Genomic DNA, 26,021 nt, shown 5'->3' with positions numbered 1-26,021 from the left:
CGCTCCAGCCTATGCGGCGAGCACGCCGGCATGCGAGGAAGCGAGCGGTGGTCGCTTATGCTGTCGAGGCGCCGCGCCCCCTCGCGGAGCCTTCCCAACCCCCTTCAGACAGTGGAGTCTGCTCCCATGAACCCCATCGCCGATCGGCGCGGGTCCGTCCGGCCTCGCCGGCGCACGCGCCCTCGACCGGGCGGGCCTCCCGTTCGAGGTCTACGAGGCGGCCGACGACGTCGGCGGCCTCTGGAACATCGACAACCCGCGCTCGACGGTCTACGAGTCCGCCCACCTCATCTCGAGTCGCACGACCACCGAGTTCGCCGAATTCCCGATGGACTCGCAGACCGACTACCCCGGTCACCGCGAGCTCATGGCGTACTTCCGGTCGTTCGCCGACCGCTTCGGCCTGGCCGACCGCATCCGGTTCGGCACCCGCGTCACCGCGGTCGCGCCCGTCGGCGGCGACGCGACCGGGCGGAGCGGATGGCTCGTCACGAGCGAACCCGTCGGCGGCGGCGCCCCGGTCACGCGCACGTACTCCGCCGTGGTGCTCGCGAACGGCACCCTCGCCGAGCCCAACGTGCCCGAGTTCTCCGGCGAGTTCAGCGGCGAGGTGCTGCACACCAGCGCGTACAAGCGGGCCTCGACGTTCGACGGCAAACGGGTGCTGATCATCGGCGCCGGCAACTCCGGCTGCGACATCGCCGTCGACGCCGTGCACCACGCGGCATCCGTCGACCTGTCGGTGCGTCGCGGGTACTACTTCGTGCCCCGGTACCTGTTCGGGCGCCCGTCGGACACGCTCAACCAGGGCCGGCCGCTGCCGGCGCGCCTCAAGCAGGCGATCGACACGCGCGTCCTCCGTGCGTTCACCGGAGACCCGGCCCGGTTCGGGTTCCCCGAGCCCGACTACAAGATCTACGAGTCGCACCCGATCGTGAACACGCTCGTGCTGCACCACCTGGGCCAGGGCGACCTGCGCGTCATGCCCGACATCGAGCGGTTCGACGGCGACACCGTGCACTTCCGCGGGCGCGACGGCGCACCGGGCACGTCCGCCGAGTACGACCTGATCATGCTCGCCACCGGGTACCGACTCGACTACCCGTTCGTCGACCGGGCGCACCTGAACTGGACGAACGCATCGCCCGACCTGTACCTGAACGTCTTCCCGCCGAGCTTCAACGGCCTGTTCGTGCTCGGCATGATCGAGGCGTCGGGCATCGGCTGGCAGGGCAGGGCCGAGCAGGCCGAGCTCGTCGCGGCCTACCTCGCCGCCGAGCAGGACGCGCCCGAGGCATCCGCCGAGTTCCGCCGCACCGCGCAGGGTCCGTGGCCCGACCTCACCGGAGGCTACGACTACCTGGGGCTGGACCGCATGTCGTACTACGTGAACAAGGACGCCTATCGCAGGCAGGTCAAGCGCGGCATCCGCTCGCTCCCCCGCCCGACCGCGCTCGAGGGGGTGCGCGCATGAACGTCGACGACGTCATCGTCAGCTTCGCGCCCGGATCCATGCTGATCCTCAACGTCGTGCTCGGCCTCATCATGTTCGGCATCGCGCTCGACACGTCGGTCGACGACTTCAAGGCCGTCGCCAAGGCGCCCAAGGCCATGGCGATCGCCTTGATCGCGCAGATCGTGCTGCTGCCCGCCGTCACGTTCGGACTCACCCTGCTGCTCCAGGTGCAGGGCTCGATCGCGCTCGGCATGATCCTCGTCGCGTGCTGCCCGCCCGGGAACATCTCGCAGGTGCTGACCTATCGGGCGCGCGGCAACGTCGCCCTGTCGGTGTCGATGACCGCCGTCGCGAACGTGCTGTACATCTTCGTGCTGCCGCTGAGCCTCGCGTTCTGGGGCGGCCTGCACCCGACGGGCCGCGAGTTCCTCGAGGAGGTCAGCCTCAACGGCTGGCAGATGATGGGCGAGATCCTCCTGATCATCGGCCTGCCGTTCGCGGTCGGATTCCTCCTGCGCGCCCGGTTCCCGCGGTTCGCGGCGAAGGTGCAGCCCTACGCCCGCTGGATCAGCCTGATCGCCCTCGTCGGCTTCATCGTCGCCGCGCTCGTCGGCAACTGGACCGTGTTCGTCGCCGTGCTCGGCATCGTGCTGTCGGTCGTGTTCCTGCACGACGCCGTCGCGCTCGGCCTCGGCTACGCGTCGGCGCGCATCGGCGGCCTCCCGTCGCGCGACCGCAAGGCGCTCACGTTCGAGGTCGGCATCCGCAACGCGGGACTCGGCCTCGGCCTCGTCTTCACCTTCTTCGGCGGGCTCGGCGGCATGGCGGTCGTGGCCGGCTGGTGGGGCGTATGGGACATCATCGCGGGCCTCATCGTCGCCTCCCTCTGGGCGTGGCGCACGAAGCGGGCTGATGCCGCGGCCGCAGCGACCCCGGCGGACGCGCCGTCTGGCGCCTCGGGAGACGCCGCGTGAGGCGCGTGCTCGTCACCGGCGGAGCCGGGTTCCTCGGGTCGTCGGCCGTTCGCGCGCTCGCGGGGCATCCGTCGGTCGAGGCCGTCGTCGCGGGCGACATCCGCGAACCGGCCGCGCCGCTGCCCGAAGGCGCCGCCTTCGAGACGCTCGACGTGACGGATGCCTCCGGCATCGCCGGTGTACTCGCCCGCCACCGCATCGACACGATCGTGCACCTCGCCGCGATCGTGAATCCCGGCACCGTCGGCGAGGACGTCGAGCGCCGCGTCGACGTCGACGGCACCCGCAACGTGCTCGATGCGGCCGTCACCGCCGGCGTCACGCGCATCGTGGTCTCGTCGTCGGGCGCGGCCTACGGGTACCACCCCGACAACGCCGAGTGGCTCACCGAGGACGACCCGATCCGCGGCAACGAGGAGTTCAGCTACTCACGACACAAGCGGCTCGTCGAGGAGATGCTCGCGTCGTACCGCCGGACCGCCCCCTCGCTCGGGCAGGTGGTCCTGCGCATCGGCACGATCCTCGGCCCGGAGGTGCGGAACCAGATCACCGCGCTGTGGGATGCCCCGCGCCTGCTGCTCGTGCGCGGATCGGACAGCCCGTTCGTGTTCGTCTGGGTCGACGACGTGGTCGGGGCGATCGTCGCCGGCACGACCGGCACGGCGACGGGTGCGTTCAACGTCGCGGGTGACGGCCGGGTCACCGTGCCCGAGATCGCGCAGCGGCTGGGCAAGCGCACGATCGCGGTGCCGGCGCCGGTGCTCGCCGGGGCCCTGCGGGTGGGCCGGGCGCTCAGGCTCACCGTGCACGGGCCGGAGCGGGTCGGGTTCCTGCGCTACCGGCCGGTGCTCGACAACACGCGCCTCAAGTCCGTGCTCGGCTACACGCCCACGATGACGAGCCGCGAGGCGTTCGAGGCGTTCGCGACCCTGAGATATCCGGATGCGTGAGGCCTGCGCGGCTTCGCAGCGGCCGTACTCCGGATCCCCGCGCGTGGCGCGGCGTGTCGGTTCCAGGCGGCCGGCGCGTCGCCCGAAGCATCCGGAATTCGGCAGTCGTTCAAACCGGGCTCACGCCTCGGGTAGACTGACTCAGGCTCCTCACGTGGCGCCATCCAGGCCAACTCCCCCAGGGCGGAAACGCAGCAAGGGTAACCGGGCTCTGGCGGGTGCGTGAGGAGTCCCAGGAGGATTCGCCTAGTGGCCTATGGCGCACGCTTGGAAAGCGTGTTGGGTGAAAGCCCTCGGGGGTTCGAATCCCCCATCCTCCGCTGAGACGAAACGAGCGCCGCGCCCGAAGGGTGTGGCGCTCGTTTCGTCTCAATTGATGCTGTGGATTCGGGGAGGAGTGAGGCGGAGCCGAACGACGGAGTCCCCCATCCTCCGCCATGCGAAAGGCGCCGTGCCCGAAGGGTACGGCGCCTTTCGCATCGATGGACGCTGTGATTCGAGGAGGAGGGAGGGCGGAGCCCGACCGACGGAGTCCCCCATCCTCCGCTGAGACGAAACGAGCGCCGCGCCCGAAGGGTACGGCACCGTTCGCGCTTCATCCCAGCAGCGCGTCGAGCTCTGTTCGCAGGTCGGCTTCGGTGGCGCCGCCCGGCCACATCCTGACGATGCCCCCGCTCGCGTCGATGACGGCGGTGACCGGCGGCTCGACGACCGCGTAGCGCTCGAACAGGCTCCCGTCGGGATCGACGACGACGGGGACCGACGGGGCGTGGTCTCGCAGGAACGCCTGCAGGTCGGCCGGCTCGTCCTGCTCGGCCCCCACGAACACGACCTGCACGTCATCGCCGTGCTCCTGCGCGGTGTCGGTCAGCAGTTCCGCCTGGTCCACGCACTGCGTACACCAACTGGCCATGAACTGCACGAGCGTGACTCGGCCGGCGAACAACTCGTCGGAGTCGACCTCGGTGCCGTCTGCGAGTTCGGCGGTGAAGTGGGGCGCGGGCACGGACTCCGCCGCGGTCGCGTCGGTTGCACCGCCGCCCGAGCGGACGGCGTCCGCCCCGCCGAGCGTCGAGCTGCATCCGGCGAGGGCGAAGGCGGCCGCGACGGCGAGGGAGGAGATCATGATGCGCTTCACGGCGTACCTCCGGCATTGGCTTCGGGGATCAGGATGGTCGGGATGCCTTCGGCCTCGGGCAGGTAGGTGAACGTCCCGTGTTCGTTGCCGTCGACCGAGACGTGGTACTCGCCGTCGGCTCGGAGGTCTCCGGCATCGAGCGTGAAGACGCAGAACGTCGGCACCCGCGGCGTGTCCTCGAGGTCGAGGCCGGTCGCGTCGACCGCGGCTCCCGGTTCGAGGGTCCGACGCAGCGCCTCGCGACCCTCCGAGTCGGTCAGGACCACCTCGACCCCGGCGTGGATGTGCCGGTACGGCGCGGTGCCCGCGCAGTCGTCGCCGACGGCTCGGAGCGACCCGTCGCCCACCGCCAGCTGCAACGGATGACTCGGCGAGCCTGCGCCCGCGCAACCGGCGAGGAGCATCGCGGCGAGCGCGAGCCCGCCGCCGATGCCGCTGCTGCGTCTGATCAAGCTTTCCTCCGTGCTTCGGTTCGGCTCCGCCGTCGCCCCTGCGGGACGGGGCGGAGCGGGCTGCACCCCACCAGGGGTGCAGCCCGCCCGTTCCGATCGATTACTGCAGTGTGAACGGAACGACCGTCGTGTTTCCCGCGACGTCGTACACGATCAACTCGTTCGTGCCGGACACGGCTCCGAACGTGCCGGGCTTGACGAAGTTCACGTCAGACCAGGCGTTGTTCGTCAGATCCTTGACCACGCCGTTCAGCGTGACCTTGTCGATCTTGCCCGCGTCGTAGAGCTTGAAGCTCACGAGCGAGTACGACCCGTCGGATCCGATCGTCTCGTTGGCTCCGGTCTTGACCGTCACCGTCGGCTTCGTGGCGTCGACGACGACGTCGAACGTCTTCGTCTGCGACACGTTGCCCACGAGGTCGTGCGCGTTGTACTTGATGGTGTACGTCCCGTCGGGCAGCGTGACCGTCGCCGAGTGGCTTGCGGCGGTCGCGCCGTTCGCCGCCGACTGGGTCGACTTCACGAGCGTGCCGCCCTGGTAGATGTTCGCGACGATCTTCGCCACGCCGGTGTCGTCGGTGGCGTCGACCGTCAGGGCGATCGCCGAGAACGGACCCGCCGTGGCCGGAGCCGTGAGGGTCACCTCCGGACGGGTGGTGTCGATGATGCAGTCGACCGAGGAGGTCGCGGCCGGGTCGTTCTCCGAGGTCGCCGTGATGGTGACCTTGGCGCCCGATGCGCCCTCGCCTTCCTTGAGCGCGTAGACCGGGACCTCGATGGTCTCGCCCGCCGCGGCGGTGACGATCGCGCTCGGCGTGTGCGCGGCCCATCCGTCGCCCGCGACCGAGGTCGAGATGCGGTAGATGTCGCTGTTCGCGGCCTCGTCGGCCACCGCTGCGCCGGTGTTGGTGAGCGGAACCGTGCACTGCGCGATCTGGCCGGACTCGACGGCACCCTTGGCGCCCACGACCGCGGGCGCGGCGAGGCCGACGCCGCGCGCCTGCGGACCGGCGTTCCCGATCGAGCGGATCGCCACGTCGTACTCGAGCAGGCCGTCGGCGTCGCGACGCATCTCCTCGATGTAGAAGTGGAGCCCGTTCGCCTCGTCGACGTACTCGTACTCCGAGCCGGAGTCGACCCCGGCGTGGAACAGGGCGTCGTTGAGCTGGCGCTGGTCACCACGCGTGACGGGGATCGGAACGCCGTCGCCGCGGATGTAATCGAGTGTGTCGATGTCCTGCGGGTTGGCGTCGATCGTCCAGATGAACGGGTTGCGGTCGGCCACCTTCGTCTTGGCGATCATGACACCGTGGTCGGGCTGGAACGAGTCCGTGCCCATCCGGTCGATCACCTCGAGCGTGTAGTGGTTGAATCCGCCTCCGTCGCAGTCCCACTTCTCGCGGCGCGTGCACGAACCGGTCGACTGGTCGCCGCCGCTGAGCTCGAGGTTGATGCCGGTAAGGCGGTCGTCGAGCATGACCGCACGGCTCAGGACGTTCGCCGTGACCGATCCCTTGGCCGCGAGATCGGCGGTGGAGAGCTGCATCACGTTGTCCTCGCCGATCACGTCGAGGTTCAGGCGGTTGCGCAGCGCGATACCCGCAGGGACGGATCCACCCTGGACGGACGGGATGTTCCAGCGCGTGTGGGTTCCGCCGGGACCGTTGAAGGAGCCACGCGCGAGGATGTCGAACGGCCCGGAGGTGTCGCGCAGCGGTCCGCCGTCGGCGGCATCCGTTCCGTAGGGATTGCCGTAGTTGTCCGAGATCTCGAGGATGTGCGCGAACTCGTGCGCGAACGTGCCCATGCCCGAGGACTCGCCCTGGGTCGAGTTGCCGGCCCGGGTCGACGTCGGGAAGTTGGCGTTCGGCCAGTGGTTGATCGCGGCCTTCCACGACGTCCACGGCACGTACCGGGTCTTGGCCCAGTTCGCCATCGGCTGACCGTTCTGGTCGAGCGCGACGCCGTTCTCATCGCGGGGCGGTCCGAATGCGTCGGGAACGTCCTCCGGAGCGGCGAACATCATCTGGCCGAACTCCTCCCACGTCGACGACTCGTCGTGGCCGGCCGTGATGTAGAACACCTGGTCGAACTGCGTCAGCGGGTCGGCGACGCCCGTGTCCGCTGCCCAGAGGGCGTTCGCGTCGGTGCGGATGACCTTGTTGCAGCTGTCGCCTTGCGGGCAGAACGCCTGGTTCGGGCGGTTGAAGCTGTCGTTGAGACCGTACTCGTGGATCTTGCCGGGCATCTCGTACGGTCCGAAGGCCTCCATCTGGACGCTGATGCGGCCGCCCGTCTGCTCCATCCAGTACTCGTTGAGGGTGCGTCCGCCGTTGAGTTCGCTCGGCGTGTTCAGCAGATCGAGGTAGTACTCCGGGACGTCCTCGCGGTCGATCGGGTCGAAGCCGGCCGTCGGGTTCTCGAACGCGTGGCTCTCAGGCTCCTGCGTGACGACGAACGGCTGGTCGGTGAAGTCCAGGAGCACGATCGCGCCATTGAACTCGCGCTGGGTCCCCTCCGAATCCTGGGACCAGTTCGTGTTCGGGACCGGGACGTAGTCGTCCCGGGTCATGTCGTCCATGTTGACCCAGTTCTGCGGGTCGACGGGCTCCAGGACGGACGGGTCGACCACCGGGGCCGTAGGTGCCGCGGTGGCCGCCTGCGACGCGAGTGCGCCGCTCAGGACGACACCGAGGGTCGCTGTCGCAGCGATCCCGACGCGCCAACTCCGCGAGCGTCGTGTGCTTGACGTGGGGCTCAAAAGCTCCTCCTCTGATGGAATGAAGCGATGCGCCGGTGCCCGGGCCGGGCTGCGGTGCCAAGTGAGTGGCGCATTCGTGGTCAGTACTATGTCACGCACGCAATGCGTGGTCCGATGGGAATACCCGGCGCGTATCGGTTGGAAAAAGCGAACGTTCGATCCCCGTTTCGTGACGGCGCGAACTGTAGCGCACGGCCGCCCGAACGCCGTGTCCTCATTAATGCCGAATGGTGCGCCGCCGATTCGTTCCGCATGATGTGAGAGATGTCGGCGACGAAAGCGAAGCTCAGGAGTGGGGACGCAGGGGGCTCCTTCGCATCGGAGACGGCAGAAGGGGGCGACGGCCTCAGGGTTCTGACCCTGAGGCCGCGTCGCTCGCTCGCACTCAGCTTCGGCCTCCCGATCGGGATCGTGCTGATCTCGCTCGGCGGCGTGCTGGCGTGGCAGCAGCAGCAGTTGCATCCCGGCATCCGCACGGCCTTCATCTGGACCGCGGTGATCGTCGCCGCGGCGATCGTCTACGTCGTGTTCCGGTTCCGGCGCACCGAGATCACGGTCAGCCCGTACGGCATCGTCGAGCGCGGCTTCTTCGGGATCACGCACAGCGTGCCCGTGCGCGACATCGACTCGGTCGTGCGCGTCGACCTGTACCGCGGAGCCAGCGACGAGACCGTCAACCAGGTCTTCGTGGTCGGCCACGACGGTCGCTGCCTGGTGCGCATGCGGGGCACCTTCTGGCACGCGACGGACATGGACGAGGTGGCGACCGTCCTCGACGTTCCGGAGCACGTCCGGTCGGAACCGGTCTCGAAGGCCGAGCTGCACGCGACGGATTCGAAGCTGCTCTACTGGTTCGAGCGGCCGTTCATCGGCTGACGCCGGGAAGGCGCCCGTCGCGCGTCAGTCGCGCGTCGCGATGCCGAGCAGCGGGGCTTCCGGGCGGCTCGACGGCAGTTCGTGGAAGCCGAGCCGATCGTAGAACGCCCGCGCCGAGGTGTTCGCCGGGTCCATGCCGAGGTGCAGCGCGGGCACGCCGCGTTCGGCGAGCGCTGCGCGCAGCACGTCGATGAGCCGTCGCCCGAAGCCCAGGCCCTGGAGCTCCGGCAGCAGGTCGATGTGCAGGTGCGCGGGGTAGTCGTCGAGCTCGGCGATGCGCATCCGCTCCGGGTCGCCGCCCGCCTCGAGCAACTCGGCCTCGGTGAACGTGGGAGCCGCCGCCGTCACCGGCCCGGGCGACGGATGCCGCTCCCGGAACCCGGGGGCCCACTCGCGCGCGTACCAGTCGACGAAGGCGGCGGTGTCGGCGACGCCCAGGACGTACCCGACGGCGAGGTCGTCGTCATCGGCGACGACGAACGCGAGGTCGGGCGCGTACTCGACGTAGGGCAACGCGAACACCTCGGGCATCAGCGAGTCGTCCGAGTAGACGCCCGTCGCATCGCCGCCGCCGCGCGCGGTGAGCAGGCAGATGTGCCGGATCCGGTCGCGGTCGGCGACACGGTACGGACGGATTGCGGGCATGGAGCTCCTCGGTGGTTCAGCGTCTGCGCCGAGTTCCGAAGATACCCTCCACGACGCTGGTCAGCACGTCGCGGGTCGCCTTCGAGCCGAGCACCTGCTCGAGCATCGAACCCCCGCCGCGCGATGCGGATCCCGACCGCGAACCGGAGCGCGATCGGCTCGCGCCGGACGTCTGCTTCATGATCCGGTCGTACTCGGCCTGCGCGGCCTTCGCCTCCTTCTCGCGCTGCTTCTCGGCTGCAGCCTGCAGCTTGGCGGCCTCCGCGTCGGCCTTCGCCTGGGCGACGGCGGCGTCGGCTGCGGCCTGCGCCTCGGCGGCCGCGTTCATCTTGGCCGTGAGGAGCTCGTGCGCCGACTCGCGATCGACCTCGGCGCCGTACCTGGCCTGCAGCGGCGAGGCGGCGACGACCTGGTCGATCGAGGCATCCGACGACGGCGACATGAGCGCCTGCGGAGCGCGCAGCCGGGTCCAGGCGACCGGGCTGGGTGCGCCCTTCTCGTTCATCACGGTGACGATGGCCTCGCCGGTGCCGAGGGTGGTGAGCACCTCCTCGAGCTCGTAGCCCGACCTGGGGTAGGTCGACACGGTCTGCCGGAGCGACTTCGCGTCGTCGGGCGTGAAGGCCCGCAGTTGGTGCTGGACGCGCGAACCGAGCTGCGCGAGCACATCGCCGGGAACGTCCTTCGGGGTCTGCGTGACGAAGAACACCCCGACGCCCTTCGACCGGATGAGTCGGACGGTCTGCACGACCTGTGCGAGGAAGTCCTTCGACGCGTCGGCGAACAGCAGGTGCGCCTCGTCGAAGAAGAACACCAGCTTGGGCTGGTCGAGGTCGCCGACCTCGGGCAGGTCGTTGAACAGGTCGGCCAGCAACCACATGAGGAACGTCGAGTAGAGGGCCGGCTTGTCGGCGACGCCCGGTACCTCGAGCAGGCTGACGATGCCGCGGCCGTCGGAAGCCACGCGCAGGAACTCGGCCGTGTCGATCTCGGGTTCGCCGAACAGCGCGTCGGCACCGGCCTCGGCGAACGCGACCAGCGCGCGCAGGATCACGCCGACCGTCGCCTTCGACAGGCCGCCGAGCCCCTCGAGTTCGCCCTTGCCCTCGTCGCTCACGAGGTACTGCAGCACCGAGCGCAGGTCCTCGAGGTCGAGCAGGGCGAGCCCGGCATCCTCGGCGTAATGGAAGACCAGTGCGAGGCTCGACTCCTGCGTGGCGTTGAGCCCGAGCACCTTGCTGAGCAGGAGCGGCCCGAACCCGGCGACGGTCGCGCGGATCGGCACGCCGCGGCCGACGCCGCCCAGCGCGAAGTACTCGACGGGGAAGGAGGCCGGCGTCCAGTCCTGTCCGATTCCCGCGGTGCGGGCCAGCAGCTTCTCGCTCGATTCGCCGGGCGTCGCGATACCCGACAGGTCGCCCTTGATGTCGGCGGCGAAGACCGCGACGCCCGCGGCTGAGAGCTGCTCGACGAGCACCTGCAACGTGCGGGTCTTGCCGGTGCCGGTCGCACCGGCGACGAGCCCGTGCCGGTTCGTCATCGCGATCGGGATGCGCACGGGGACGTCGGGCAGCGCGTCGCCGTTGACGAGCGCACCCATCTCGAGCGCCCGCCCCTCGAAGGCGTATCCGGCGCGGATCGCATCGACCTGCGCCTGGTCGAGCGGGCCGGACGCGGCGGCGGGAGCGTTCGCGGATGCCTCGGCGGACGCCTCGGCGGACGCCTCCGCGGGCGCTTCCGCGGGTGCGGATGCCTCGGCGGGTGCTTCCGCGGGTGCGGAGGCCGTCGCGCTCGCGCGCTGCGACGCCTCCTGCGCCTCGGCCGCGGCCTGTTGCGCCTCGGCGGCAGCCTGCGCGAGCTGCGCCGCCTTCTCCGCCCTGCGGATCGCCTCCTGGGCCTGCGCCTGGAGCGCCTCGGCCGCTGCTGCGGCCTGCGCGGCCGCTTCCTTCGCCTGCTGGACCGCATCGTCGGACATGGCCCGATCCTATCGAGGGGTGCTCAGCTTGCGGCCGGCGATTCAGTCCAGGGCGTGCAGGCGTCAGTCCAGGGCGTGCAGGCGTCAGTCCAGGGCGTGCACGCGCACCTCGGATGCCTTCACCGCCAGCCAGACCTCGTCGCCGACCGAGAGGCCGAGTTCGGCGAGCGCGGCCGCCGTCACCTCGGCGGCGAGGGCCGGCCGGTCGAACCGGAGCCGGGCGCCGCCCTGCGCCGGATCGATCGCGACGAGGCGCTCACGCCAGATGTTGCGCAGGCTCGTGCCCTCGGGCCGCTGCACGGCGACGATGACCGAGGCCGGCCGGAACACCGCCGCTGCGGGCTCGCCGTCGCGCAGCGTCTCGCCGCCCTGCCCAGCGAATCGTTCGCCGCCCGCCTGCACCGCACCGTCGCGCACCGTGCCGATCAGCAGGTTGACCCCGGCGATCGCGGCGGTGAACGGGCTGCGCGGCGCCGAGAGCACGCTCGCGGTCGGCCCGTCGTCGACGATGCGCCCGCGTTCGATGACGGCGGTGCGGTCGGCGAGCACGACGGCGTCGAGCACGTCGTGGCTCACGACCACGGCGGAGGTGCCCGACGCGGCGAGCTGCTCACGGAGGAGCCGGCGGATGTCGGTGACGACCTCGACGTCGAGCGACGCGAAGGGCTCGTCGAGCAGGAGTACCGAGGGCGCCGCGGCGAGCGCGCGTGCGATGGCCGCGCGCTGGCGCTGCCCGCCCGAGAGTTCGGCGGGCCGTCGGTCGCCGAGTCCCGAGAGCCCGACGCGGTCGAGCCAGTCCGCGGCGAGCGCTGCGGCGTCGCGCCGGTGCATGCCCGCGGTCCGCGGGCCGAAGGCGATGTTCTGGGCCGCCGTGAGGTGCGGGAAGAGTCGCGGGTCCTGGCCGAGCAGGCCGATGCGGCGCCGCTCCGGCCGCACGTGGGTGCCGGCCGTGACGTCGTCGAGCACGACACCGTCGAGCGCGACGCGCCCTGCGTCCGGTCGCTCGAGGCCCGCGAGCATGCCGAGGATCGTCGACTTGCCGGCACCGTTCGGGCCGAGGAGGGCGAGCACCTCGCCCGGGAGGAGCCCGATCCGGGCGTCGAGCCGGAAGGCGTCGCGCGCGAGCGCGACTTCGGCGGTGAGCGCGCCGCGCGGGGCATCCGACGTGGTGGGCGCACCGGGCGTCGCGCGGACGCGGCGAGCGCCGGTGGCATCCGTCACGTCGAGCTCCCCGGTCGCCAGCCGCGCACGAGCACGAGGATCACGACCGCGACGGCGAGCAGCATGAGCGACAGGGCGACCGCGGTGCCCTGGGTGACGCCCGCGCCGTTGAACGCGGTGTAGATCGCGAGGGGCATCGTGCGGGTCGTGCCCGCGGCGTTGCCCGCGAAGAGCGCGGTCGCGCCGAACTCGCCGAGCGCGCGGGCGAAGCACAGCACGGTGCCGGCGACGAGACCGGGCGCCGCGAGCGGCAGGGTGATGCGGCGGAACGCGGTCCACCGGCTCGCCCCGAGGGTCGCGGCGACGCGCTCGTAGGCGGTGCCGGCGGCGCGCACGGTGCCCTCGACCGAGAGCACCAGGAACGGGAGCGCGACGAACGTCTGCGCGATGATCACGGCCGCCGTCGTGAACGGCAGGCGCAGGCCGACGGCGTCGTCGAGCCACTGCCCGAGCGGGCTGGTCCGGCCGAGCAGGTAGAGCAGGGCGATGCCGCCCACCATCGGCGGCAGCACCAGCGGGATCGTCACCAGCGCCCGAAGCCAACCGGCGAGGCGGCCCGACGCCCGCGCGATCACGAGGGCGAGCGGCACGCCGAGTACCAGGCAGCAGGCTGTGGACGCCGTCGCCGTCGCGAGCGAGAGGCCGAGCGCCTCGACTGCGGCCGGCGAGGTCGCGTCGGCGACGAACGTCGTCCAGTCGACCCGCGCCAGCAACGCCAGGAGCGGGAGGACGAGCACGGCGACGCCGATCGCCGCCGGCACGATGACGAGCGGCGGGATGTCCCGCAGCGTCGCCGTGCGGGTCACGGGGCGCCGAACCCGTGGGCCTCGAGCACCGCCTGCCCCTCGTCGCCGAGCACGAACGCGACGAACGCCGCCGCGACGTCGGACGATGCGGCACCGCGCAGCGCCGCGATCGGGTACGTGTTGACGACCTCGTCGGCGCCCTCTGGCTCGATCGACTCGACGTCGTCGCCCGCAGCGGCCACGTCGGTCGCGTAGACGAGTCCCGCGTCGGCCTCGCCGGACTTCACCTTCGTGAGCACCGCCGAGACGTTCTGCTCCTCGCTGACGGGTGTCACCGACACCCCGTCGAGGTCGAGCAGCTTGCGGGATGCGGCGCCGCAGGGCACCTCGACGGCGCAGAGCACGACCGAGAGGGCAGGGTCGGCGAGATCGTCGATCGTCTCGACGCCGCCGGGGTTGCCGGCGGGAGTCGCGATGCGCAGCGTGTTCGACGCGAACAGCTCGGGTTCGCCGTCGACGAGGTCGGCATCGGTCACGGTCGCCATGGTCCGCTCGTCGGCGGACGCGAACACGTCGGCCGGCGCGCCCTCGACGAGCTGCGTCGCGAGCACCGACGACCCGTCGTAGACGATCGGCAGGACGTCGACGCCGGGGTGGGCCTCCTCGAACGACTCGGCGAGCTCGTCGAAGGAGGCCGTCAGGGACGCCGCGGCGTAGACCGTCAGCTCGCCCTCGAGCTCGGGAGCGGCATCCGCCGACGCGGTCGGCTCGGGCGACGAGCTGTCGCCGGACGTGCCGCCCGTCGCGCAGCCGACGAGCGCGAGCGCGGCGAGGCCGGCGACGAGGATCCCGGCGGCGCGGGACGCACCGCGCGTGGCGGAGCGGGACGGGATGCGAGCGGCGGTGGGGTGGGTGATGCGGCGGGTGTTCAACGGGATCCTTCCGGGGTCTCGACGATGACGGTGGTGGCCTTGACGACGGCGACGGCGAGCGAGCCCGGTTCGAGCCGGAGGTCGTCGACGGCTTCGGCGGACATGAGCGAGACGACGCGGTGGGGGCCCGCCTGGATGTCGACCTGCGCCATGATGCCGTCGCGTTGGATGCGGGTGACGATGCCGACGAACCGGTTGCGCGCGCTGCGGCCGACGCGCGACGGGTCCTCGGCGGCCTCGGCGAGTTCGACGGCGCGGCGGGCGGCGTCGACGCCGTCGACGATGAGCCGGCCGACGTCATCGGTCGTGGCGGCGAGCGTGCCGGCATCGATCCAGCGGCGCACGGTGTCGTCGCTGACGCCGAGCAGGCTCGCGAGTTCTGAAATCCGATAGTGCGGCATGAATGGAAGATTACTTCCGCAGATGCGGAGTTGTCGAGTCGGATGCCGCGCGATGCGCGTCGTCACGTGACCGGGTGCCGAGCCCGCAACCGCCCGGCCGGGTTAGCGTTGAGGCATGTCCCTGCCTCCCCTGGTCGAACCCGCGCCCGCGCTGCCCGCGGGCGAGGTCGGCCGCACCGACCGGCAGCGCCGCCTGCCCGAGCTCGGCGACCTCGGCCAGCGACGGCTCGCGAACGCCCGGGTGGTGGTCATCGGCGCCGGCGGCCTCGGCTCGCCCGCGCTCACCTGGCTCGCCGCCGCGGGCGTCGGCACCATCGGCATCGTCGACGACGACGTCGTCGAGCACTCGAACCTGCACCGGCAGCCGCTGCACGGCATCCACGACCTCGGGCATCCGAAGGTCGACAGCGCCGCCGAGTCGATCGCCCAGCTCGCCCCCGACGCCACCGTGATCCGTCACGGCGTCCGGCTCGTCGCGGCCAACGCCCGCGAACTCCTCTCGGGCTACGACCTCGTGCTCGACGGCACCGACACCTTCGAGACCCGCTACCTCGTCGACGACACGTGCGCCGAGCTCGGCCTGCCGCTGGTCTGGGCGAGCGTGCTCCGGTTCGACGCCCAGCTGTCGGTGTTCTGGGCCACGCCCCCGACCGGCGACGGCGTGCGGTTACGCACGCTGTTCCCCGAGCCGCCCGCGCCCGGCGAGGTGCCCTCGTGCGCCGAGGCCGGCGTGCTCGGCGCCCTCTGCGGGCAGGTCGGCGCGATGATGGCGCAGGAGGCCGTGAAGCTCATCACGGGCATCGGCGAGCCGCTGCTCGGCCGCGTGCTCGTGATCGACGCGCTGCGGGGTCGGCAGCGCGAGATCCCGCTGATCGCGACGTCGGATGCCCCGGCGCCCGCCGCGCGGACAGGCTCCGTGGCACCCGCCTGCGACGTGGCGCCGACGGCCGCCGCGATCCCGCGTGTGGACGCGGTCCGTGTCGGTGTTGCCGGTCGCAGTGCCGCCGGTGGCGGTACCGCTGCGGTCGGTGCCGGCGGTGCCGGTTCGGACCGTCCCGCGGTCGCCCACGTCGACGTCGCCGCACTGACCGAACGCCTCGCGGCGCGCGCGGCCGGGGCCGACGAGTTCGCCCTGGTCGACGTGCGCGAACCCGACGAGGTCGCCGCCGGGGCCATCCCCGGTTCGGTGCCGCTCCCCCTCGGCGAGATCCTGCGAGACCCGGCCGGTGCTCGCGAACGCATCGCGGCCGCGGCCGCGGCGGCAGGGTTGCCGCCGGTGACGGAGGACACCGCGCTCGTGCTGCACTGCCTCGTGGACCTGCGGTCGCGTCGCGGAGCCGCGGCGCTCGCGTCCGCGGGCGAGGCCGTCACGATCGTCGACGGCGGGTACACGGCGTGGCGCGAGGCATCCGACCTCGTCGCAACCGGTGCCGCGTCGGATGCCGATGCCTCGACGGATGCCGGCGCCTCGACCGATGCCCCGGACCGCACCGGCGCCGAGGCCCACGCATGAGCGTCGAACCCACTGCCGCCGCGCAGGAGTCCGCACCCGTCGAGGTCGAGGTGCATCTCGCCGCGATCCTCGACCTCGTCGAGCCGCTCCCGGTGGAACGCGTGCCGCTCGCCGCGGCGCTCGGACGCGTGCTCGCGACCGACGTGATCGCCGTGCAGTCCGTGCCGCGCTTCGACAACACCGGCATGGACGGCTACGCCGTGCGCAGCGCCGACCTGGCGGGTGCCGACGAGGCGAACCCGGTCTCGCTCCACGTCGTCGGCGAGGTCGCCGCGGGCTCGGCGGAGGACCCCGCGCTCGCCGCCGGCCAGGCCGTGCGCATCATGACCGGAGCCGCGCTGCCCAGCGATGCCGACACGATCGTGCCGGTCGAGCACACCGCCGCCTACCGCGACGCCCACGCGTGGGCCGAGGTGGGCGGCGTCGTCGAGGTCGTGACCGAACCCGCGCCGGGCGCGCACGTCCGCCGCGCTGGCGAGGACGTGGCGGCCGGTGCCGTCGTGCTCGAGGCCGGTGCCGTGCTCACGCCCTACCGGCTCGGCGCCGCGGCATCCGCGGGCGTCGGCGAGGTCTCGGTGCGACGCGCGCCGCGGGTCGCGATCGTGGCGACCGGCGACGAACTCGTCGCCCCGGGCGAGACGCCCGCGCGCGGGCAGATCCCCGAGTCGAACTCGGTCCTGCTCGCCGGCGTCGTCGCGGGTGCAGGGGCCGATGTCGTCTCGATCGCGCGGGTCGGCGACGACCCAGCGGACCTGCTCGCCGAACTCGAGCGGCTCGGAGCCGAGCACGCGCCCGACCTCGTGGTCTGCACCGGCGGCGTCTCGGTCGGCGCGCACGACGTGGTGAAGGCCGCGCTCGACGGACGCGGCATCGTCTTCCGCAAGGTCGCGATGCAGCCCGGCAAGCCGCAGGCGTTCGGGCGCCTCGAATCGGGTGCGCTGCTCGCCGGGCTGCCCGGCAACCCGGTCTCGGTCGCGGTGTCCTTCGAGGTCTTCGTGCGACCCGTGCTGCAGGCGATGCAGGGACTTGAGCCCACCGGGGCCGCGCGCACCGAGGCCGAGGTCGTCGACGGCTGGCGCAGCCCGCCGGGCCGTCGCCAGTACATGCCCGTCGCGTTCGACGGTTCGGGCCGCATCCGCCGGGCGACCGGCGGCGGGTCGGGCTCGCACCTCGCCGGCGGACTCGCGCACGCCCAGGGATTCGCGATCGTGCCCGCCGAGGCCGAGGCGGTTCGCGCGGGCGAACGCCTGCCTGTCATGCTGGTCGGACCATGACCGACGCGCCCCGCAGCCCCTTCACGCACCTCGACGATGCCGGACACGCCCGCATGGTCGACGTCACGCAGAAGACGCCGACCGTGCGCAGCGCGACCGCCGAGGGGTTCGTGCGGTGCCCGGCCACGGTCGTCGCGGCGCTCCGCGACGGGACGGTGCCGAAGGGCGACGTGCTCGCGGTCGCCCGCATCGCCGGAATCCAGGGCGCCAAGCGCTGCGCCGAACTGCTGCCGCTCGCGCACGTGATCGGCGTGCACGCGGCATCCGTCGACCTCGAGGTCGTCGACGACGGCGTCGCGATCCGCGCCACCGTCGGCACCGCCGACCGGACCGGCGTCGAGATGGAGGCGTTCACCGCCGTGTCGGTCGCCGCGCTCGCGGTCGTCGACATGGTCAAGGGCCTCGACAAGGACGTCTCGATCGAGGGCGTCCGACTGCTTTCCAAGACCGGCGGCAAGTCGGGCGAGTGGCACCGGAGCTGATCGTGGCCGCTGCCACCCACACGACCGGCGCCGACACGACGGGCACCGACAAGACCGGCACCGACCCGAGCGCCACCGACCCGACCGGCACCGACCCGACGGGCACGACCGCAACCGGTGCCGCCGCCAGCCGGAGCGCTGCGACGGGCGGCCTCGACGCGATCGTGCTCGCCGGCGGCCGTGCCGAACGGCTCGGCGGCGTCGACAAGGGCCGCCTGCACGTCGGCGGCACGGCGCTCGTCGACCGGGTCGTCGCGGCCGCGGCATCCGCCGGCGCGGCACGCATCGTCGTCGCCGGCCCTCGCCCTGCATCCGGCGCGGCGGCCGACGGCGCCGACCTGCGACACGTCGTCGACGACCCGCCCTTCGGCGGACCGCTCGCCGGACTCGCCGCCGCGCTCGACGAGACGGATGCCCCTCTGGTGCTCGTGCTGGCGTGCGACCTGCCGTTCGCGGAGGCATCCGTCGCCGAACTCGCGGCACGGATCTCGGCCGCACGCGAGGCCGACGGCGCCGTGCTCGTCGACGACGACGGCCGCGCGCAGTGGCTGTTCGCCGCCTACCGGCGCGACGCCCTCGCCGCCGGCGTCGCCCGACTCGGCGACGTGCGGGACCTGCCCGTGCGGGCGCTCGTCGGGGCGCTCGACCTCGTCGAGGTGCCGGCGACCGGCGACTCGGCGCTCGACGTCGACCGTTGGGGCGACCTCGCCCGCGCGTCGACGATCGCCGCCGGCGGCGTATCCTCGTCCAGTTCCGTCTCAGAGCCGGGAGGCCGACCCATGTCCGAATCCACGCCCGCCACCCCCGAGGTGCTCGACGACTGGGTCGCCGCGCTCAGCGCCAGGCTCGGCATCGAGGCGACCGACGTCCCCGTCGGCACGCTGCTCGACCTGACCCGCGACGTCGCGCACGCCGTCACCCGGCCCGCGGGCCCGCTCACGACGTTCCTCGTCGGCTACGCCGCAGGTCGCACGGGCGACCTCGACGGCGCCGTGGCGCAGGCCGAGGCGCTCGCGGCCGAGTGGGGTGCACGCTGATGGCGACCGTCCGGTACTTCGCCGGGGCGGCCGACGCCGCCGGCACCGAGCAGGAACGCCTCGACGCGACCGACCTCGGGTCGTTGCGCGCCGCGATGCTCGCCGCGCACGGCGAGGAGCTCGGCCGGGTGCTCGGCCGGTGCAGCCTCCTGCTCAACGGCCGGCGCACCGAGGACGACGCGGCCGCGGTCGGCGACGACGACCTCGTCGACGTGCTCCCGCCGTTCGCCGGCGGCTGAGCGACCGCAGCAGCAGCGCACCAGCAGCGCTGGCGCCGATCGAGTGGGCGCGAATCGCTGTTGCCCAACTCAGGAACAGCGATGATCGCCCACTCGAATCATGTCCGACGCGGGCGGCGGGCGGCCCGCTCAGGTCAGGCCGACCCAGTGGCTGCTGCCGTCGTCGGTCTCCTGCTGCTTCCAGATCGGCAGCTCGGCCTTCACGCGCTCGACGAGCTCGCGACAGATCTCGAAGGCCTGCGCACGATGCGCCGTCGACACCGCGCACACGAGTGCGAGGTCGCCGACCGTCAGCGTGCCGATGCGGTGGCTCACGGCGATCAGCACACCATCCGTCGCGAACCGGTCGGCGATCTCGCGAAGGATGCGCGGCGCGTCGGGGTGCGAGCTGTACCGCAGCTCGACGACGGTGCCCGCGGCCTCCGGGTCGTGGTCGCGGACGACGCCGATGAAGTTCGCGATGGCGCCCGCGTGGGGGTCGGCGACGGCGTCGAGGTGGGCGGCCACGTCGAGCGGTTCGTCGACGACGGCGGTGCGGGGCTCGGAAGCAGGGACCGGGGCATCCGGTGCGGTGGTCATCAGTGGTCGCCTCCGTCGAGTTGGGCGATCGCGTGGGGCGCGATGCGCAGGAGCAGGTCGATGCCGTCGGATGCCCCGCCCGGCGAGCCGGGCAGGTTGACGACGAGTGCGCCGCCCGTCCCGGGCTGGTCGGCGATGCCCGCGATCCCGCGGGACAGGACCGCGGTGGGCACGTGTTCGGCCCCGGTGCGTCGCAGCGCCTCGGGGATGCCGGGCAGCTCGCGGGCCAGCACCGGCGCGGTGCCCTCGGGCGTCCGGTCGCGGGGGCCGAGGCCGGTGCCGCCGCTCGTGACGATCAGGCGCGCGCCGGCGGCGACGGCGTCGCGGAGCGCGGCTTCGACCGAGGCGGCGCCGTCGGGCACGACCCGCGGCTCGTCGACGGCGAAGCCGCCTCCACGCAGCCGCTCGACGAGCACGGGACCGACTGCGTCGGCGCGTTCGCCGCGCGAGCTGCGGTCGGACACGATCACGACGACGGCGGGGGTCATCCTGCCAGCGTAGACGCCGACGGCAACCCCCGGCACCGGGCGGGCGGACCGCCGATACTGGAGTGGATGAGCGATCTCGGACCCGTCTCCCCCGGCCACCGGGCCGACGCCGAGTGGCAGCGCCGCTGGCGCCTGCGTCCCGACGGCGACCCGCGCACGACCGCGTCGAGCGCCCTGCTGCCGGTCACCACGCGGCAGGGCGAACCCGCGATGCTCAAGCTCTCGCGCGTCGCCGAGGAGCAGCGCGGCGGCGTGCTCCTCGAGGCGCTCGACGGGCACGGCGTGGCCAGGGTGCTGCGGCGGAAGGGCCGCGCCATCCTGATCGAGCGCGCGACCGGCATGGGCGACCTCGTCGCGATGGTCGCCGCGGGGCGCGACGACGAGGCGACGCGCATCGTGTGCGAGACGGGCGCGCTGCTGCACGCGGCATCCGCCGACGTGCTCGCGCTCGACGATCCGCCCGAGCTCGTCGACCTGCCCACCTGGTTCCGGCAGCTCTTCGAACGCGCCGACCGGCTCGATCCGTTCCATCGTCGCGGCGCCGACCTCGCCTGGACGCTGCTCGAGGCCCCGCGTGACGAGGTCGTGCTGCACGGCGACCTGCACCACGGCAACGTGCTCGACTTCGGCGAGCGGGGCTGGCTCGCGATCGACCCGAAGGCGCTGTACGGCGAGCGCGCCTTCGACTTCGCGAACCTCCTCTGCAATCCCTCGCACGAGCGGGCGCTGCGACCGGGCCGGCTCGCGCGGCAGCTCGACGTGGTCGTCGCGACCACCGGCATCGATCGCGGGCGGATGCTCGACTGGCTGGTCGCGTGGTGCGCCCTGTCGTCGACCTGGTTCGCGATCGACGGCGACCCGGGGCATGCGCGGTCGGCGGTGGCGATCGGCGAGCTCGCGCTCGCCCTGCGCGCAGGCTGAGCGCGCGGCATCCGCCCCGTTCACAGCGGCGGATGCCGGCGCCCCACCGCGGCTCAGCAGAAGCTGCTGACGCTCCCCCACGCGATCGGTGCCGGCGCGACGCCCTCACGGGCGACCTCGGCCTCGATCAGGCCGTACGACCGGTCGGAGGCGTAGAAGACCTCGTTCGGGTTGTCGAGACCGAACGGCTCGAGGTCGACCACGAAGTGGTGCTTGTTCGGCATCGAGAAGCGGATCTCGACGATCTCGGGCACCGACTCGAGCACCGCCTGGCCCATCTCGAACAGGGTCGTCTGCAGCGCGGCCGAGTAGTTCTCGGTGAAGGCCTCCAGCAGCGTCGCCTTCACGCGGTCGTAGACGGCGTTGTAGTCGACCTCGGCACCGGGCGCGTAGCGCCAGCGGGTCGACACGCTCGTCGCGAGGATGCGGTCGGTCGTCTCGGGCAGGGTCGTGTAGCGGTCGCGCGGGTAGCCCTCGAAGCCGGACCCGGTGGTCTTCAGCACCGTGAGGTCCTTGAGGCCCGCGATGACGTGGCGCTCGTCGCCGTCGACGACGACCGCGGCCGTGCGCACCTCCTGGCCCTTGCGCACGAACGAGTGGTCGTGGTCGGCGCCGTGCGCGACGATGCGCTCCCACGCGTAGCTCTCGGCGAGCCAGCGACCGCCGGTGACCCAGTCGAAGCTCCCGGTGAAGTGGTCGGCGAGCCGGCCGAGGAACGCCTCGGGCGAGCCGACGCCGTCGCGGGCGAACGCGAAGATCGTGTTCTTCTGCGTGTCGGTGGCGACGACGTGCGCGTTGTCGCCGTCGAGGTGCGCGCCCGCGAAGTCGCCGCGGAGCTGCGACGTGACGTTCAGGTCCTCGATCTCGTGGCGGTCGGTGTCGCGGGTGACCTTGACGACGCGGACCTCGGCCTTGCCGTACTGGTTCGCGCCGAGCACGATGCCGCCGGGCACCGCGTTCGCTGCGCCGGGCGTCGTCGCCTCGGGCTGCGGTGCGATCAGGGTGTCGGTCATGGTGTTTCCTCTCTAGCTTCCTCGGTAGGTGGAGTAGGCGAACGGGCTCAGCAGGATCGGCACGTGGTAGTGCCGGGCCTCGTCGTCGACGACGAATGCGAGCTGGATCTCGGGGTGGAACGCGGCGACGTCCTGCGCCTGGAACCAGGCGCCGGTCTCGAACCGCAGGCGGTACTCGCCGGCCGGCACGGACTCGGGCCCCAGGTCGGTGATGCGGCCGTCGGCGTCGGTGACACCCTGCGCGAGCCGGGTCCAGTCGTCGCCGTCGCGCTGCGACAGCTCGACCCCGATGCCCGCGGCGGGCAGTCCCTTCGTGGCGTCGAGCACGTGGGTGGTGATGTGCGAGCGGCTCATGCGGCGATCCGATCGTCCAGGCGCAGCAGCGCGATCTCGCGCAACTGGGCGGCGACGATGGCCTGCTCGGTCACGAGGTCGTTGCCGAGCCGGTCGTGGAGGGCATCGAGGATCTCGGCGGCCGAACGGCCGGCCGCACGGATCAGGAACACGCGGCCGAAGCGGCGCTCGTACTCGGCGTTGCCCTCGGCGAGCGCGGTCAGCACGGCCGCGTCCGAGGGGTCGACACCGGCCTGTTCGGTGCGGGAGTGCTCGGCCTCGGCGTGCGTGCCCCTCGCGCGGTCGCCGATGCGGGGGTGGTGCGACAGCGCCTGCTCGACCTCGGCGGCGGTGAACGGCAGCGCTGCCGCGGCGGCGGCGGCGCGCAGGTCGGACCCGGTCGCGTACGGACGCCCGTCGGCGATCTCGGCGCACCACCGGTTCACGTCGACGCAGGGGCGGAGCTCGGCGATCACGTCGTCGCGATCGGCCTCGTTGAACTGGTCAAGCCGCATTGCCGGCCTCCGTCCCGTCGACGGATGCCCCAGTGGATGCCCCGGCCCCGAGCAGTTCGCGCAGCCGCGCGACGTGCCCGTTCGGGTCGACGTTGTACTCGACGTGGCGTACGACGCCGTCGGCATCGACGACGACGGTCGAGCGGATCAGCCCGTCGAACGTGCGGTCGCCGACGGTCTTCTGGCCCCACGCGCCGAAGGCGCGGGCGACATCGGCATCGGGGTCGGACAGCAGGGTGTACGGCAGCGCCTGCGCGGCCGCGAACTCGGCGAGCTGCTCGACCGGGTCGGGCGAGATGCCGAGCACCCGGTAGCCGGCGGACTCGAACGCCGCGAGGTTGTCGCGGAAGTCGCAGGCCTCGGTCGTGCAGCCGGGCGTGAACGCGGCCGGATAGAAGTAGACGATCGCGGGCGTGCCGCGGACCTCCGAGAGGGTGCGGGCGGTGCCCGAGGCATCCCTGAGCGAGAAGTCGGGCGCGGGCGTGCCGGGCTCGAGCTCGTCGGACGAGGTGATCATGTGGTGCTCCAGTCGGTCGGAACGTGCGCGGCGCGCACGTCGTACGGCGGGGTGGGGGTGGGCCGGGGCGCGGTGGGCGCGCCCCGGCCGGGTGGGCGTCAGCTTCCCCGACGAAGCAGACGACCCTGTCCGCGAGCGTCATCGATCGGCGCGCCGGAGAGCAGCGTGCGCCGAACGACCCCTTCCAGCTCGCGGCCGTCATAGGGGGTGATCGGATGCCGGTGCGCGAGCGCCGCGGCATCCACGGTGAAGGTCTCCTCGGGGGCGAAGACGACGAAGTCGGCGGCGCCCCCCACACGGATGCGTCCCTTGTCGCGAAGGCCGACCAGGTCGGCCGGCGCCGCCGACATCCAGTGGACGACCCGCTCGAGGGGGATGCCCCGGCGGTGCGCCTCGGTCCACATGAGCGGCAGCCCGATCTGGAGCGACGCGATGCCGCCCCAGGCCTGCCCGAAGTCGCCGTCGCCGGCGTACTTCATCTCGGGCGTCGACGGCGAGTGGTCGGAGACCACGAGGTCGATCAGCCCGTCCTCGAGGCCCTGCCAGAGGGCGTCGCGGTTGTCGTCCTCGCGGATCGGCGGGCAGCACTTGAACGCGGTCGCCCCGTTCGGCACGTCCTCGGCCCGGAGGGTGAGGTAGTGCGGGCAGGTCTCGACCGTGAGCCGGACGCCGTCGGCCTTCGCGGCCGCGATCTGCGGCAGCGAGTCGGCCGAGCTCAGGTGCACGATGTGCGCCCGGGCGCCCGTGCGGCGCGCGCGCTCGATGACCTCGGCGATCGCCGCGTCCTCGGCGGCGCGCGGCCTGGATGCGAGGAAGCCGGCGTACTCGGGACCGTGCGCGTGCGGGGCCGCGTCGATGACGTGGCCGTCCTCGGCGTGCACGATGAGCAGCGAGTCGGCCTCGGCGATGACCCGCATCGCCGCCTCCATCTCGTCGGGCGTGACCTCGGGGAACTCGTCGACGCCGGAGTGCAGCAGGAAGCACTTGAATCCGAAGACGCCGGCGTCGACCATCGGTCGCAGCTCGTCGAGGTTGCCCGGCACGACGCCGCCCCAGAAGCCCACGTCGACGCGGACCTGGTCGGCGGCGACCCGGCGCTTCTCCTCCAGCGCCGCCACCGACACGGTCGCCGGGACGCTGTTGAGCGGCATGTCGACGATCGTCGTCACCCCGCCGTGGGCGGCGGCGCGGGTCGCCGAGTCGAAGCCCTCCCACTCGGTGCGGCCGGGCTCGTTGACGTGCACGTGCGTGTCGACGAGTCCGGGCAGTAGCACCTCGTCGTCGGCCAGTTCGACGACGCGCTCGGCCTGCAGGTGCTCGCCGCCCCGGTTGCGCGGGGCGATGCGCACGATCCGGCCGTCGCGGACCGCGACCTCGGCGGCCGTGAATCCGCCCTCGAGCAGCACCCACTCGGCGCGAACGACGAGGTCGTACGGCCGGGCGAGCGCGTCGAGGATGTCTCGGGCGAGCAGCCCGGCCGTGCGCTCGAGGAGCGCGGGCGCGTCGGTCATCGCCTGCTCGGCGTCGGGCTGGAGGTCGAGCAGGGCGCGCACGCCGTCGAGGCCCGCCGCGGAGCTCGCCGCGGGATCGAGCAGCGAGCGCCCGCACACCGCGAACGTCGGGATGCCGGCCGCGGATGCGGCGCGGGCGACCCCGATCGGCGTCTTGCCGCCGAGGCTCTGCGCGTCGAGGCTGCCCTCGCCCGTGATCACCGCGTCGGCGCCCGAGATCGCTTCGGCGAACCCGATGATCTCGAGCACCACGTCGACGCCCGGTCGACGTACGGCGCCGAGCACCGCGATCGCGGCGAACCCGACCCCGCCTGCGGCACCGGCGCCCGGCCGGACCGCCGCTTCGCGCGCCTCGACCTGGATCGCATCGCCGAGGGCGGCGAGCACGTCGACGAGGCGCGCCAGCGCCGCGTCGAGCATCGCCACGTCATCGGCGGTGGCGCCCTTCTGCGGGCCGAACACGGCCGCGGCGCCGTCGGCACCGAGCAGCGGATGGTCGACGTCGCTCGCGAGCACGATCTCGGTGCCGGCCAGGCGGGGGTCGAGCCCGGACAGGTCGACCTCCGCCAGGTCGGCGAGCGCTGCGCCGCCGTCGGGCAGCTCGGCGCCCGAGGCATCCAGGAACCGGGCACCCAGCGCGCGGAGCAGTCCAGCTCCGCCGTCGGTGCACGCGCTGCCGCCGATTGCGAGCACGATCCGCCGGCACCCGGCGTCGAGCGCGCGGGCGACGAGTTCGCCCGTGCCGCGGCTGGACGCTCCGAGCGGGTCGAGCGAGCCCCGAGGCATCCGGTCGAGGCCGGAGGCCCTGGCCATCTCGATCACCGCATCGGTGCCGCGGACCGCGAAGCCCGCGGCGACCGGCGTGCCCACCGGGCCCGTGACCGTCGCGACCCGCAGTTCGTACCCGACGGCGAGCGCCGCATCGATCGTGCCCTCGCCGCCGTCGGCGACCGGGAGCTCGACGACCTCGATCGCGGGGTCGACGCCGTGCAGCCCGGAGGCGACGAGCGACGCCACCTCGCGGGCCGACAGCGACCCCTTGAACTTGTCGGGTGCGATGACGATGCGCATG

Annotated in this window: 26 protein-coding genes, 1 tRNA gene, 1 other RNA gene and 1 pseudogene; 12 read left to right on the top strand and 17 right to left on the bottom strand. The window is 72.6% G+C overall.

Going from position 1 to position 26,021, the window contains the following annotated elements; all coding sequences use genetic code 11:
- The first annotated feature begins 142 nt into the window (after window positions 1-142).
- From ELQ40_RS05235 to ELQ40_RS05215, 5 genes are all read left to right on the top strand, one after another.
- Complete coding sequence (locus ELQ40_RS05235) at window positions 143-1,474, top strand: NAD(P)/FAD-dependent oxidoreductase (RefSeq protein ID WP_127792739.1); 1,332 nt, start codon at window positions 143-145, stop codon at window positions 1,472-1,474.
- The gene (locus ELQ40_RS05230) at window positions 1,471-2,430 is read left to right on the top strand and encodes a bile acid:sodium symporter family protein (RefSeq protein ID WP_127792738.1); all 960 of its coding nucleotides are present in this window, start codon (window positions 1,471-1,473) and stop codon (window positions 2,428-2,430) included. The genes ELQ40_RS05235 and ELQ40_RS05230 overlap by 4 nt, the downstream gene beginning before the upstream one ends.
- On the top strand, window positions 2,427-3,380 hold the full coding sequence (locus ELQ40_RS05225) for an NAD-dependent epimerase/dehydratase family protein (protein WP_127792737.1): 954 nt from the start codon (window positions 2,427-2,429) through the stop codon (window positions 3,378-3,380). The genes ELQ40_RS05230 and ELQ40_RS05225 overlap by 4 nt, the downstream gene beginning before the upstream one ends.
- Before the next feature lie 141 nt (window positions 3,381-3,521).
- Window positions 3,522-3,618: signal recognition particle sRNA small type (gene ffs, locus ELQ40_RS05220), an RNA gene on the top strand.
- A tRNA-Ser gene (locus tag ELQ40_RS05215) sits at window positions 3,616-3,700 on the top strand. Before ffs ends, ELQ40_RS05215 begins: the two co-directional genes overlap by 3 nt.
- Before the next feature lie 275 nt (window positions 3,701-3,975).
- Here ELQ40_RS05215 and ELQ40_RS05210 read toward each other — a convergent pair.
- The 3 genes from ELQ40_RS05210 to ELQ40_RS05200 all read right to left on the bottom strand — a co-directional run bounded on the left by ELQ40_RS05210 (window position 3,976) and on the right by ELQ40_RS05200 (window position 7,602).
- Complete coding sequence (locus tag ELQ40_RS05210) at window positions 3,976-4,506, bottom strand: TlpA disulfide reductase family protein (RefSeq protein WP_127792736.1); 531 nt, start codon at window positions 4,504-4,506, stop codon at window positions 3,976-3,978.
- A gap of 8 nt (window positions 4,507-4,514) precedes the next feature.
- Window positions 4,515-4,970, bottom strand: a complete 456-nt coding sequence (locus tag ELQ40_RS05205) for a hypothetical protein (protein WP_127792735.1) — start codon at window positions 4,968-4,970, stop codon at window positions 4,515-4,517.
- A 100-nt stretch (window positions 4,971-5,070) separates the two neighbouring features.
- Window positions 5,071-7,602 (bottom strand): Ig-like domain-containing protein, encoded by a 2,532-nt coding sequence (locus ELQ40_RS05200; protein ID WP_240665950.1) that lies wholly within the window; start codon window positions 7,600-7,602, stop codon window positions 5,071-5,073.
- Window positions 7,603-8,142: 540 nt separating this feature from the next.
- On the opposite strand from ELQ40_RS05200, the gene ELQ40_RS05195 reads away from it, so the two are divergent.
- Window positions 8,143-8,607, top strand: a complete 465-nt coding sequence (locus tag ELQ40_RS05195) for a hypothetical protein (RefSeq protein WP_127792734.1) — start codon at window positions 8,143-8,145, stop codon at window positions 8,605-8,607.
- Between the two features lie 24 nt (window positions 8,608-8,631).
- On the opposite strand, the gene ELQ40_RS05190 is transcribed toward ELQ40_RS05195, so the two are convergent.
- From ELQ40_RS05190 to ELQ40_RS05165, 6 genes are all read right to left on the bottom strand, one after another.
- Window positions 8,632-9,252, bottom strand: a complete 621-nt coding sequence (locus ELQ40_RS05190; RefSeq protein ID WP_127792733.1) for a GNAT family N-acetyltransferase — start codon at window positions 9,250-9,252, stop codon at window positions 8,632-8,634.
- Between the two features lie 16 nt (window positions 9,253-9,268).
- A complete protein-coding gene (locus ELQ40_RS05185; protein WP_127792732.1) occupies window positions 9,269-11,227 on the bottom strand; it encodes a helicase HerA-like domain-containing protein in 1,959 nt (652 codons plus the stop codon).
- A gap of 84 nt (window positions 11,228-11,311) precedes the next feature.
- A complete protein-coding gene (locus ELQ40_RS05180; RefSeq protein WP_127792731.1) occupies window positions 11,312-12,448 on the bottom strand; it encodes a sulfate/molybdate ABC transporter ATP-binding protein in 1,137 nt (378 codons plus the stop codon).
- Entirely contained in the window at window positions 12,445-13,254 is an 810-nt protein-coding gene (locus tag ELQ40_RS05175) for an ABC transporter permease (RefSeq protein WP_127792730.1), read from the bottom strand. Before ELQ40_RS05175 ends, ELQ40_RS05180 begins: the two co-directional genes overlap by 4 nt.
- Window positions 13,251-14,087 (bottom strand): molybdate ABC transporter substrate-binding protein, encoded by an 837-nt coding sequence (gene modA / locus ELQ40_RS05170; RefSeq protein WP_370296807.1) that lies wholly within the window; start codon window positions 14,085-14,087, stop codon window positions 13,251-13,253. Before modA ends, ELQ40_RS05175 begins: the two co-directional genes overlap by 4 nt.
- Window positions 14,088-14,122: 35 nt before the next feature.
- Complete coding sequence (locus tag ELQ40_RS05165; RefSeq protein WP_127792729.1) at window positions 14,123-14,527, bottom strand: molybdopterin-binding protein; 405 nt, start codon at window positions 14,525-14,527, stop codon at window positions 14,123-14,125.
- 115 nt (window positions 14,528-14,642) lie between these two features.
- Here ELQ40_RS05165 and ELQ40_RS05160 point away from each other — a divergent pair, with 115 nt between their 5' ends.
- Genes ELQ40_RS05160 through ELQ40_RS05140 form a run of 5 tightly spaced genes read left to right on the top strand, consistent with a single transcriptional unit; the run spans window position 14,643 to window position 19,072 of the window.
- The gene (locus tag ELQ40_RS05160; protein WP_127792728.1) at window positions 14,643-16,040 is read left to right on the top strand and encodes a ThiF family adenylyltransferase; all 1,398 of its coding nucleotides are present in this window, start codon (window positions 14,643-14,645) and stop codon (window positions 16,038-16,040) included.
- The gene (gene glp / locus ELQ40_RS05155; RefSeq protein WP_127792727.1) at window positions 16,037-17,314 is read left to right on the top strand and encodes a gephyrin-like molybdotransferase Glp; all 1,278 of its coding nucleotides are present in this window, start codon (window positions 16,037-16,039) and stop codon (window positions 17,312-17,314) included. Before ELQ40_RS05160 ends, glp begins: the two co-directional genes overlap by 4 nt.
- The gene (moaC, locus tag ELQ40_RS05150) at window positions 17,311-17,796 is read left to right on the top strand and encodes a cyclic pyranopterin monophosphate synthase MoaC (RefSeq protein ID WP_127792726.1); all 486 of its coding nucleotides are present in this window, start codon (window positions 17,311-17,313) and stop codon (window positions 17,794-17,796) included. The genes glp and moaC overlap by 4 nt, the downstream gene beginning before the upstream one ends.
- A gap of 2 nt (window positions 17,797-17,798) precedes the next feature.
- Window positions 17,799-18,833, top strand: a complete 1,035-nt coding sequence (locus ELQ40_RS19080; protein WP_127792725.1) for an NTP transferase domain-containing protein — start codon at window positions 17,799-17,801, stop codon at window positions 18,831-18,833.
- Window positions 18,833-19,072 (top strand): MoaD/ThiS family protein, encoded by a 240-nt coding sequence (locus ELQ40_RS05140; RefSeq protein WP_127792724.1) that lies wholly within the window; start codon window positions 18,833-18,835, stop codon window positions 19,070-19,072. Before ELQ40_RS19080 ends, ELQ40_RS05140 begins: the two co-directional genes overlap by 1 nt.
- A 129-nt stretch (window positions 19,073-19,201) precedes the next feature.
- On the opposite strand, the gene ELQ40_RS05135 is transcribed toward ELQ40_RS05140, so the two are convergent.
- Together ELQ40_RS05135 and ELQ40_RS05130 are read right to left on the bottom strand one after the other, a co-directional pair.
- Window positions 19,202-19,651, bottom strand: coding sequence for a molybdenum cofactor biosynthesis protein MoaE (locus ELQ40_RS05135; RefSeq protein WP_127792723.1), 450 nt, complete (start codon window positions 19,649-19,651; stop codon window positions 19,202-19,204).
- Window positions 19,651-20,139, bottom strand: coding sequence for a molybdenum cofactor biosynthesis protein B (locus ELQ40_RS05130; RefSeq protein WP_127792722.1), 489 nt, complete (start codon window positions 20,137-20,139; stop codon window positions 19,651-19,653). Before ELQ40_RS05130 ends, ELQ40_RS05135 begins: the two co-directional genes overlap by 1 nt.
- A gap of 66 nt (window positions 20,140-20,205) precedes the next feature.
- Between ELQ40_RS05130 and ELQ40_RS05125 the strand changes: the two genes are divergently transcribed.
- Complete coding sequence (locus ELQ40_RS05125) at window positions 20,206-21,060, top strand: aminoglycoside phosphotransferase family protein (RefSeq protein ID WP_127792721.1); 855 nt, start codon at window positions 20,206-20,208, stop codon at window positions 21,058-21,060.
- A 53-nt stretch (window positions 21,061-21,113) separates the two neighbouring features.
- Here the strand turns inward: ELQ40_RS05125 and pucL are convergent, their stop codons facing one another.
- The 6 genes and pseudogenes from pucL to ELQ40_RS19075 all read right to left on the bottom strand — a co-directional run.
- A complete protein-coding gene (pucL, locus tag ELQ40_RS05120; RefSeq protein WP_127795139.1) occupies window positions 21,114-22,013 on the bottom strand; it encodes a factor-independent urate hydroxylase in 900 nt (299 codons plus the stop codon).
- A gap of 72 nt (window positions 22,014-22,085) precedes the next feature.
- Entirely contained in the window at window positions 22,086-22,427 is a 342-nt protein-coding gene (gene uraH / locus ELQ40_RS05115; RefSeq protein WP_127792720.1) for a hydroxyisourate hydrolase, read from the bottom strand.
- Window positions 22,424-22,921 (bottom strand): 2-oxo-4-hydroxy-4-carboxy-5-ureidoimidazoline decarboxylase, encoded by a 498-nt coding sequence (gene uraD / locus ELQ40_RS05110; RefSeq protein WP_127792719.1) that lies wholly within the window; start codon window positions 22,919-22,921, stop codon window positions 22,424-22,426. The genes uraH and uraD overlap by 4 nt, the downstream gene beginning before the upstream one ends.
- The gene (bcp, locus tag ELQ40_RS05105) at window positions 22,911-23,438 is read right to left on the bottom strand and encodes a thioredoxin-dependent thiol peroxidase (protein ID WP_127792718.1); all 528 of its coding nucleotides are present in this window, start codon (window positions 23,436-23,438) and stop codon (window positions 22,911-22,913) included. The genes uraD and bcp overlap by 11 nt, the downstream gene beginning before the upstream one ends.
- 98 nt (window positions 23,439-23,536) lie before the next feature.
- On the bottom strand, window positions 23,537-24,895 hold the full coding sequence (gene allB / locus ELQ40_RS18920; RefSeq protein WP_255424736.1) for an allantoinase AllB: 1,359 nt from the start codon (window positions 24,893-24,895) through the stop codon (window positions 23,537-23,539).
- Between the two features lie 12 nt (window positions 24,896-24,907).
- A pseudogene (locus ELQ40_RS19075) lies at window positions 24,908-26,020 on the bottom strand (glycerate kinase); the annotation flags it as partial.
- Window position 26,021 lies beyond the last annotated feature (1 nt).

This window comes from Agromyces sp. LHK192 (assembly GCF_004006235.1).
In the GTDB taxonomy this organism is placed as follows: domain Bacteria; phylum Actinomycetota; class Actinomycetes; order Actinomycetales; family Microbacteriaceae; genus Agromyces.
Note: the sequence above shows the minus strand (reverse complement) of the source record. Positions and strands in the feature narration are given on the sequence as shown.

Bases quoted from the DNA above. Each gene is read 5' to 3' on its own strand.
- ELQ40_RS05230 (WP_127792738.1), top strand. From the start codon at position 1,471: ATGAACGTCGACGACGTCATCGTCAGCTTCGCGCCCGGATCCATGCTG.
- ELQ40_RS05210 (WP_127792736.1), bottom strand. From the start codon at position 4,506: ATGATCTCCTCCCTCGCCGTCGCGGCCGCCTTCGCCCTCGCCGGATGC.
- ELQ40_RS05190 (WP_127792733.1), bottom strand. From the start codon at position 9,252: ATGCCCGCAATCCGTCCGTACCGTGTCGCCGACCGCGACCGGATCCGG.
- ELQ40_RS05185 (WP_127792732.1), bottom strand. From the start codon at position 11,227: ATGTCCGACGATGCGGTCCAGCAGGCGAAGGAAGCGGCCGCGCAGGCC.
- ELQ40_RS05165 (WP_127792729.1), bottom strand. From the start codon at position 14,527: ATGCCGCACTATCGGATTTCAGAACTCGCGAGCCTGCTCGGCGTCAGC.
- ELQ40_RS05160 (WP_127792728.1), top strand. From the start codon at position 14,643: ATGTCCCTGCCTCCCCTGGTCGAACCCGCGCCCGCGCTGCCCGCGGGC.
- glp (WP_127792727.1), top strand. From the start codon at position 16,037: ATGAGCGTCGAACCCACTGCCGCCGCGCAGGAGTCCGCACCCGTCGAG.
- moaC (WP_127792726.1), top strand. From the start codon at position 17,311: ATGACCGACGCGCCCCGCAGCCCCTTCACGCACCTCGACGATGCCGGA.
- ELQ40_RS05140 (WP_127792724.1), top strand. From the start codon at position 18,833: ATGGCGACCGTCCGGTACTTCGCCGGGGCGGCCGACGCCGCCGGCACC.
- ELQ40_RS05135 (WP_127792723.1), bottom strand. From the start codon at position 19,651: ATGACCACCGCACCGGATGCCCCGGTCCCTGCTTCCGAGCCCCGCACC.
- ELQ40_RS05130 (WP_127792722.1), bottom strand. From the start codon at position 20,139: ATGACCCCCGCCGTCGTCGTGATCGTGTCCGACCGCAGCTCGCGCGGC.
- ELQ40_RS05125 (WP_127792721.1), top strand. From the start codon at position 20,206: ATGAGCGATCTCGGACCCGTCTCCCCCGGCCACCGGGCCGACGCCGAG.
- uraH (WP_127792720.1), bottom strand. From the start codon at position 22,427: ATGAGCCGCTCGCACATCACCACCCACGTGCTCGACGCCACGAAGGGA.
- uraD (WP_127792719.1), bottom strand. From the start codon at position 22,921: ATGCGGCTTGACCAGTTCAACGAGGCCGATCGCGACGACGTGATCGCC.
- bcp (WP_127792718.1), bottom strand. From the start codon at position 23,438: ATGATCACCTCGTCCGACGAGCTCGAGCCCGGCACGCCCGCGCCCGAC.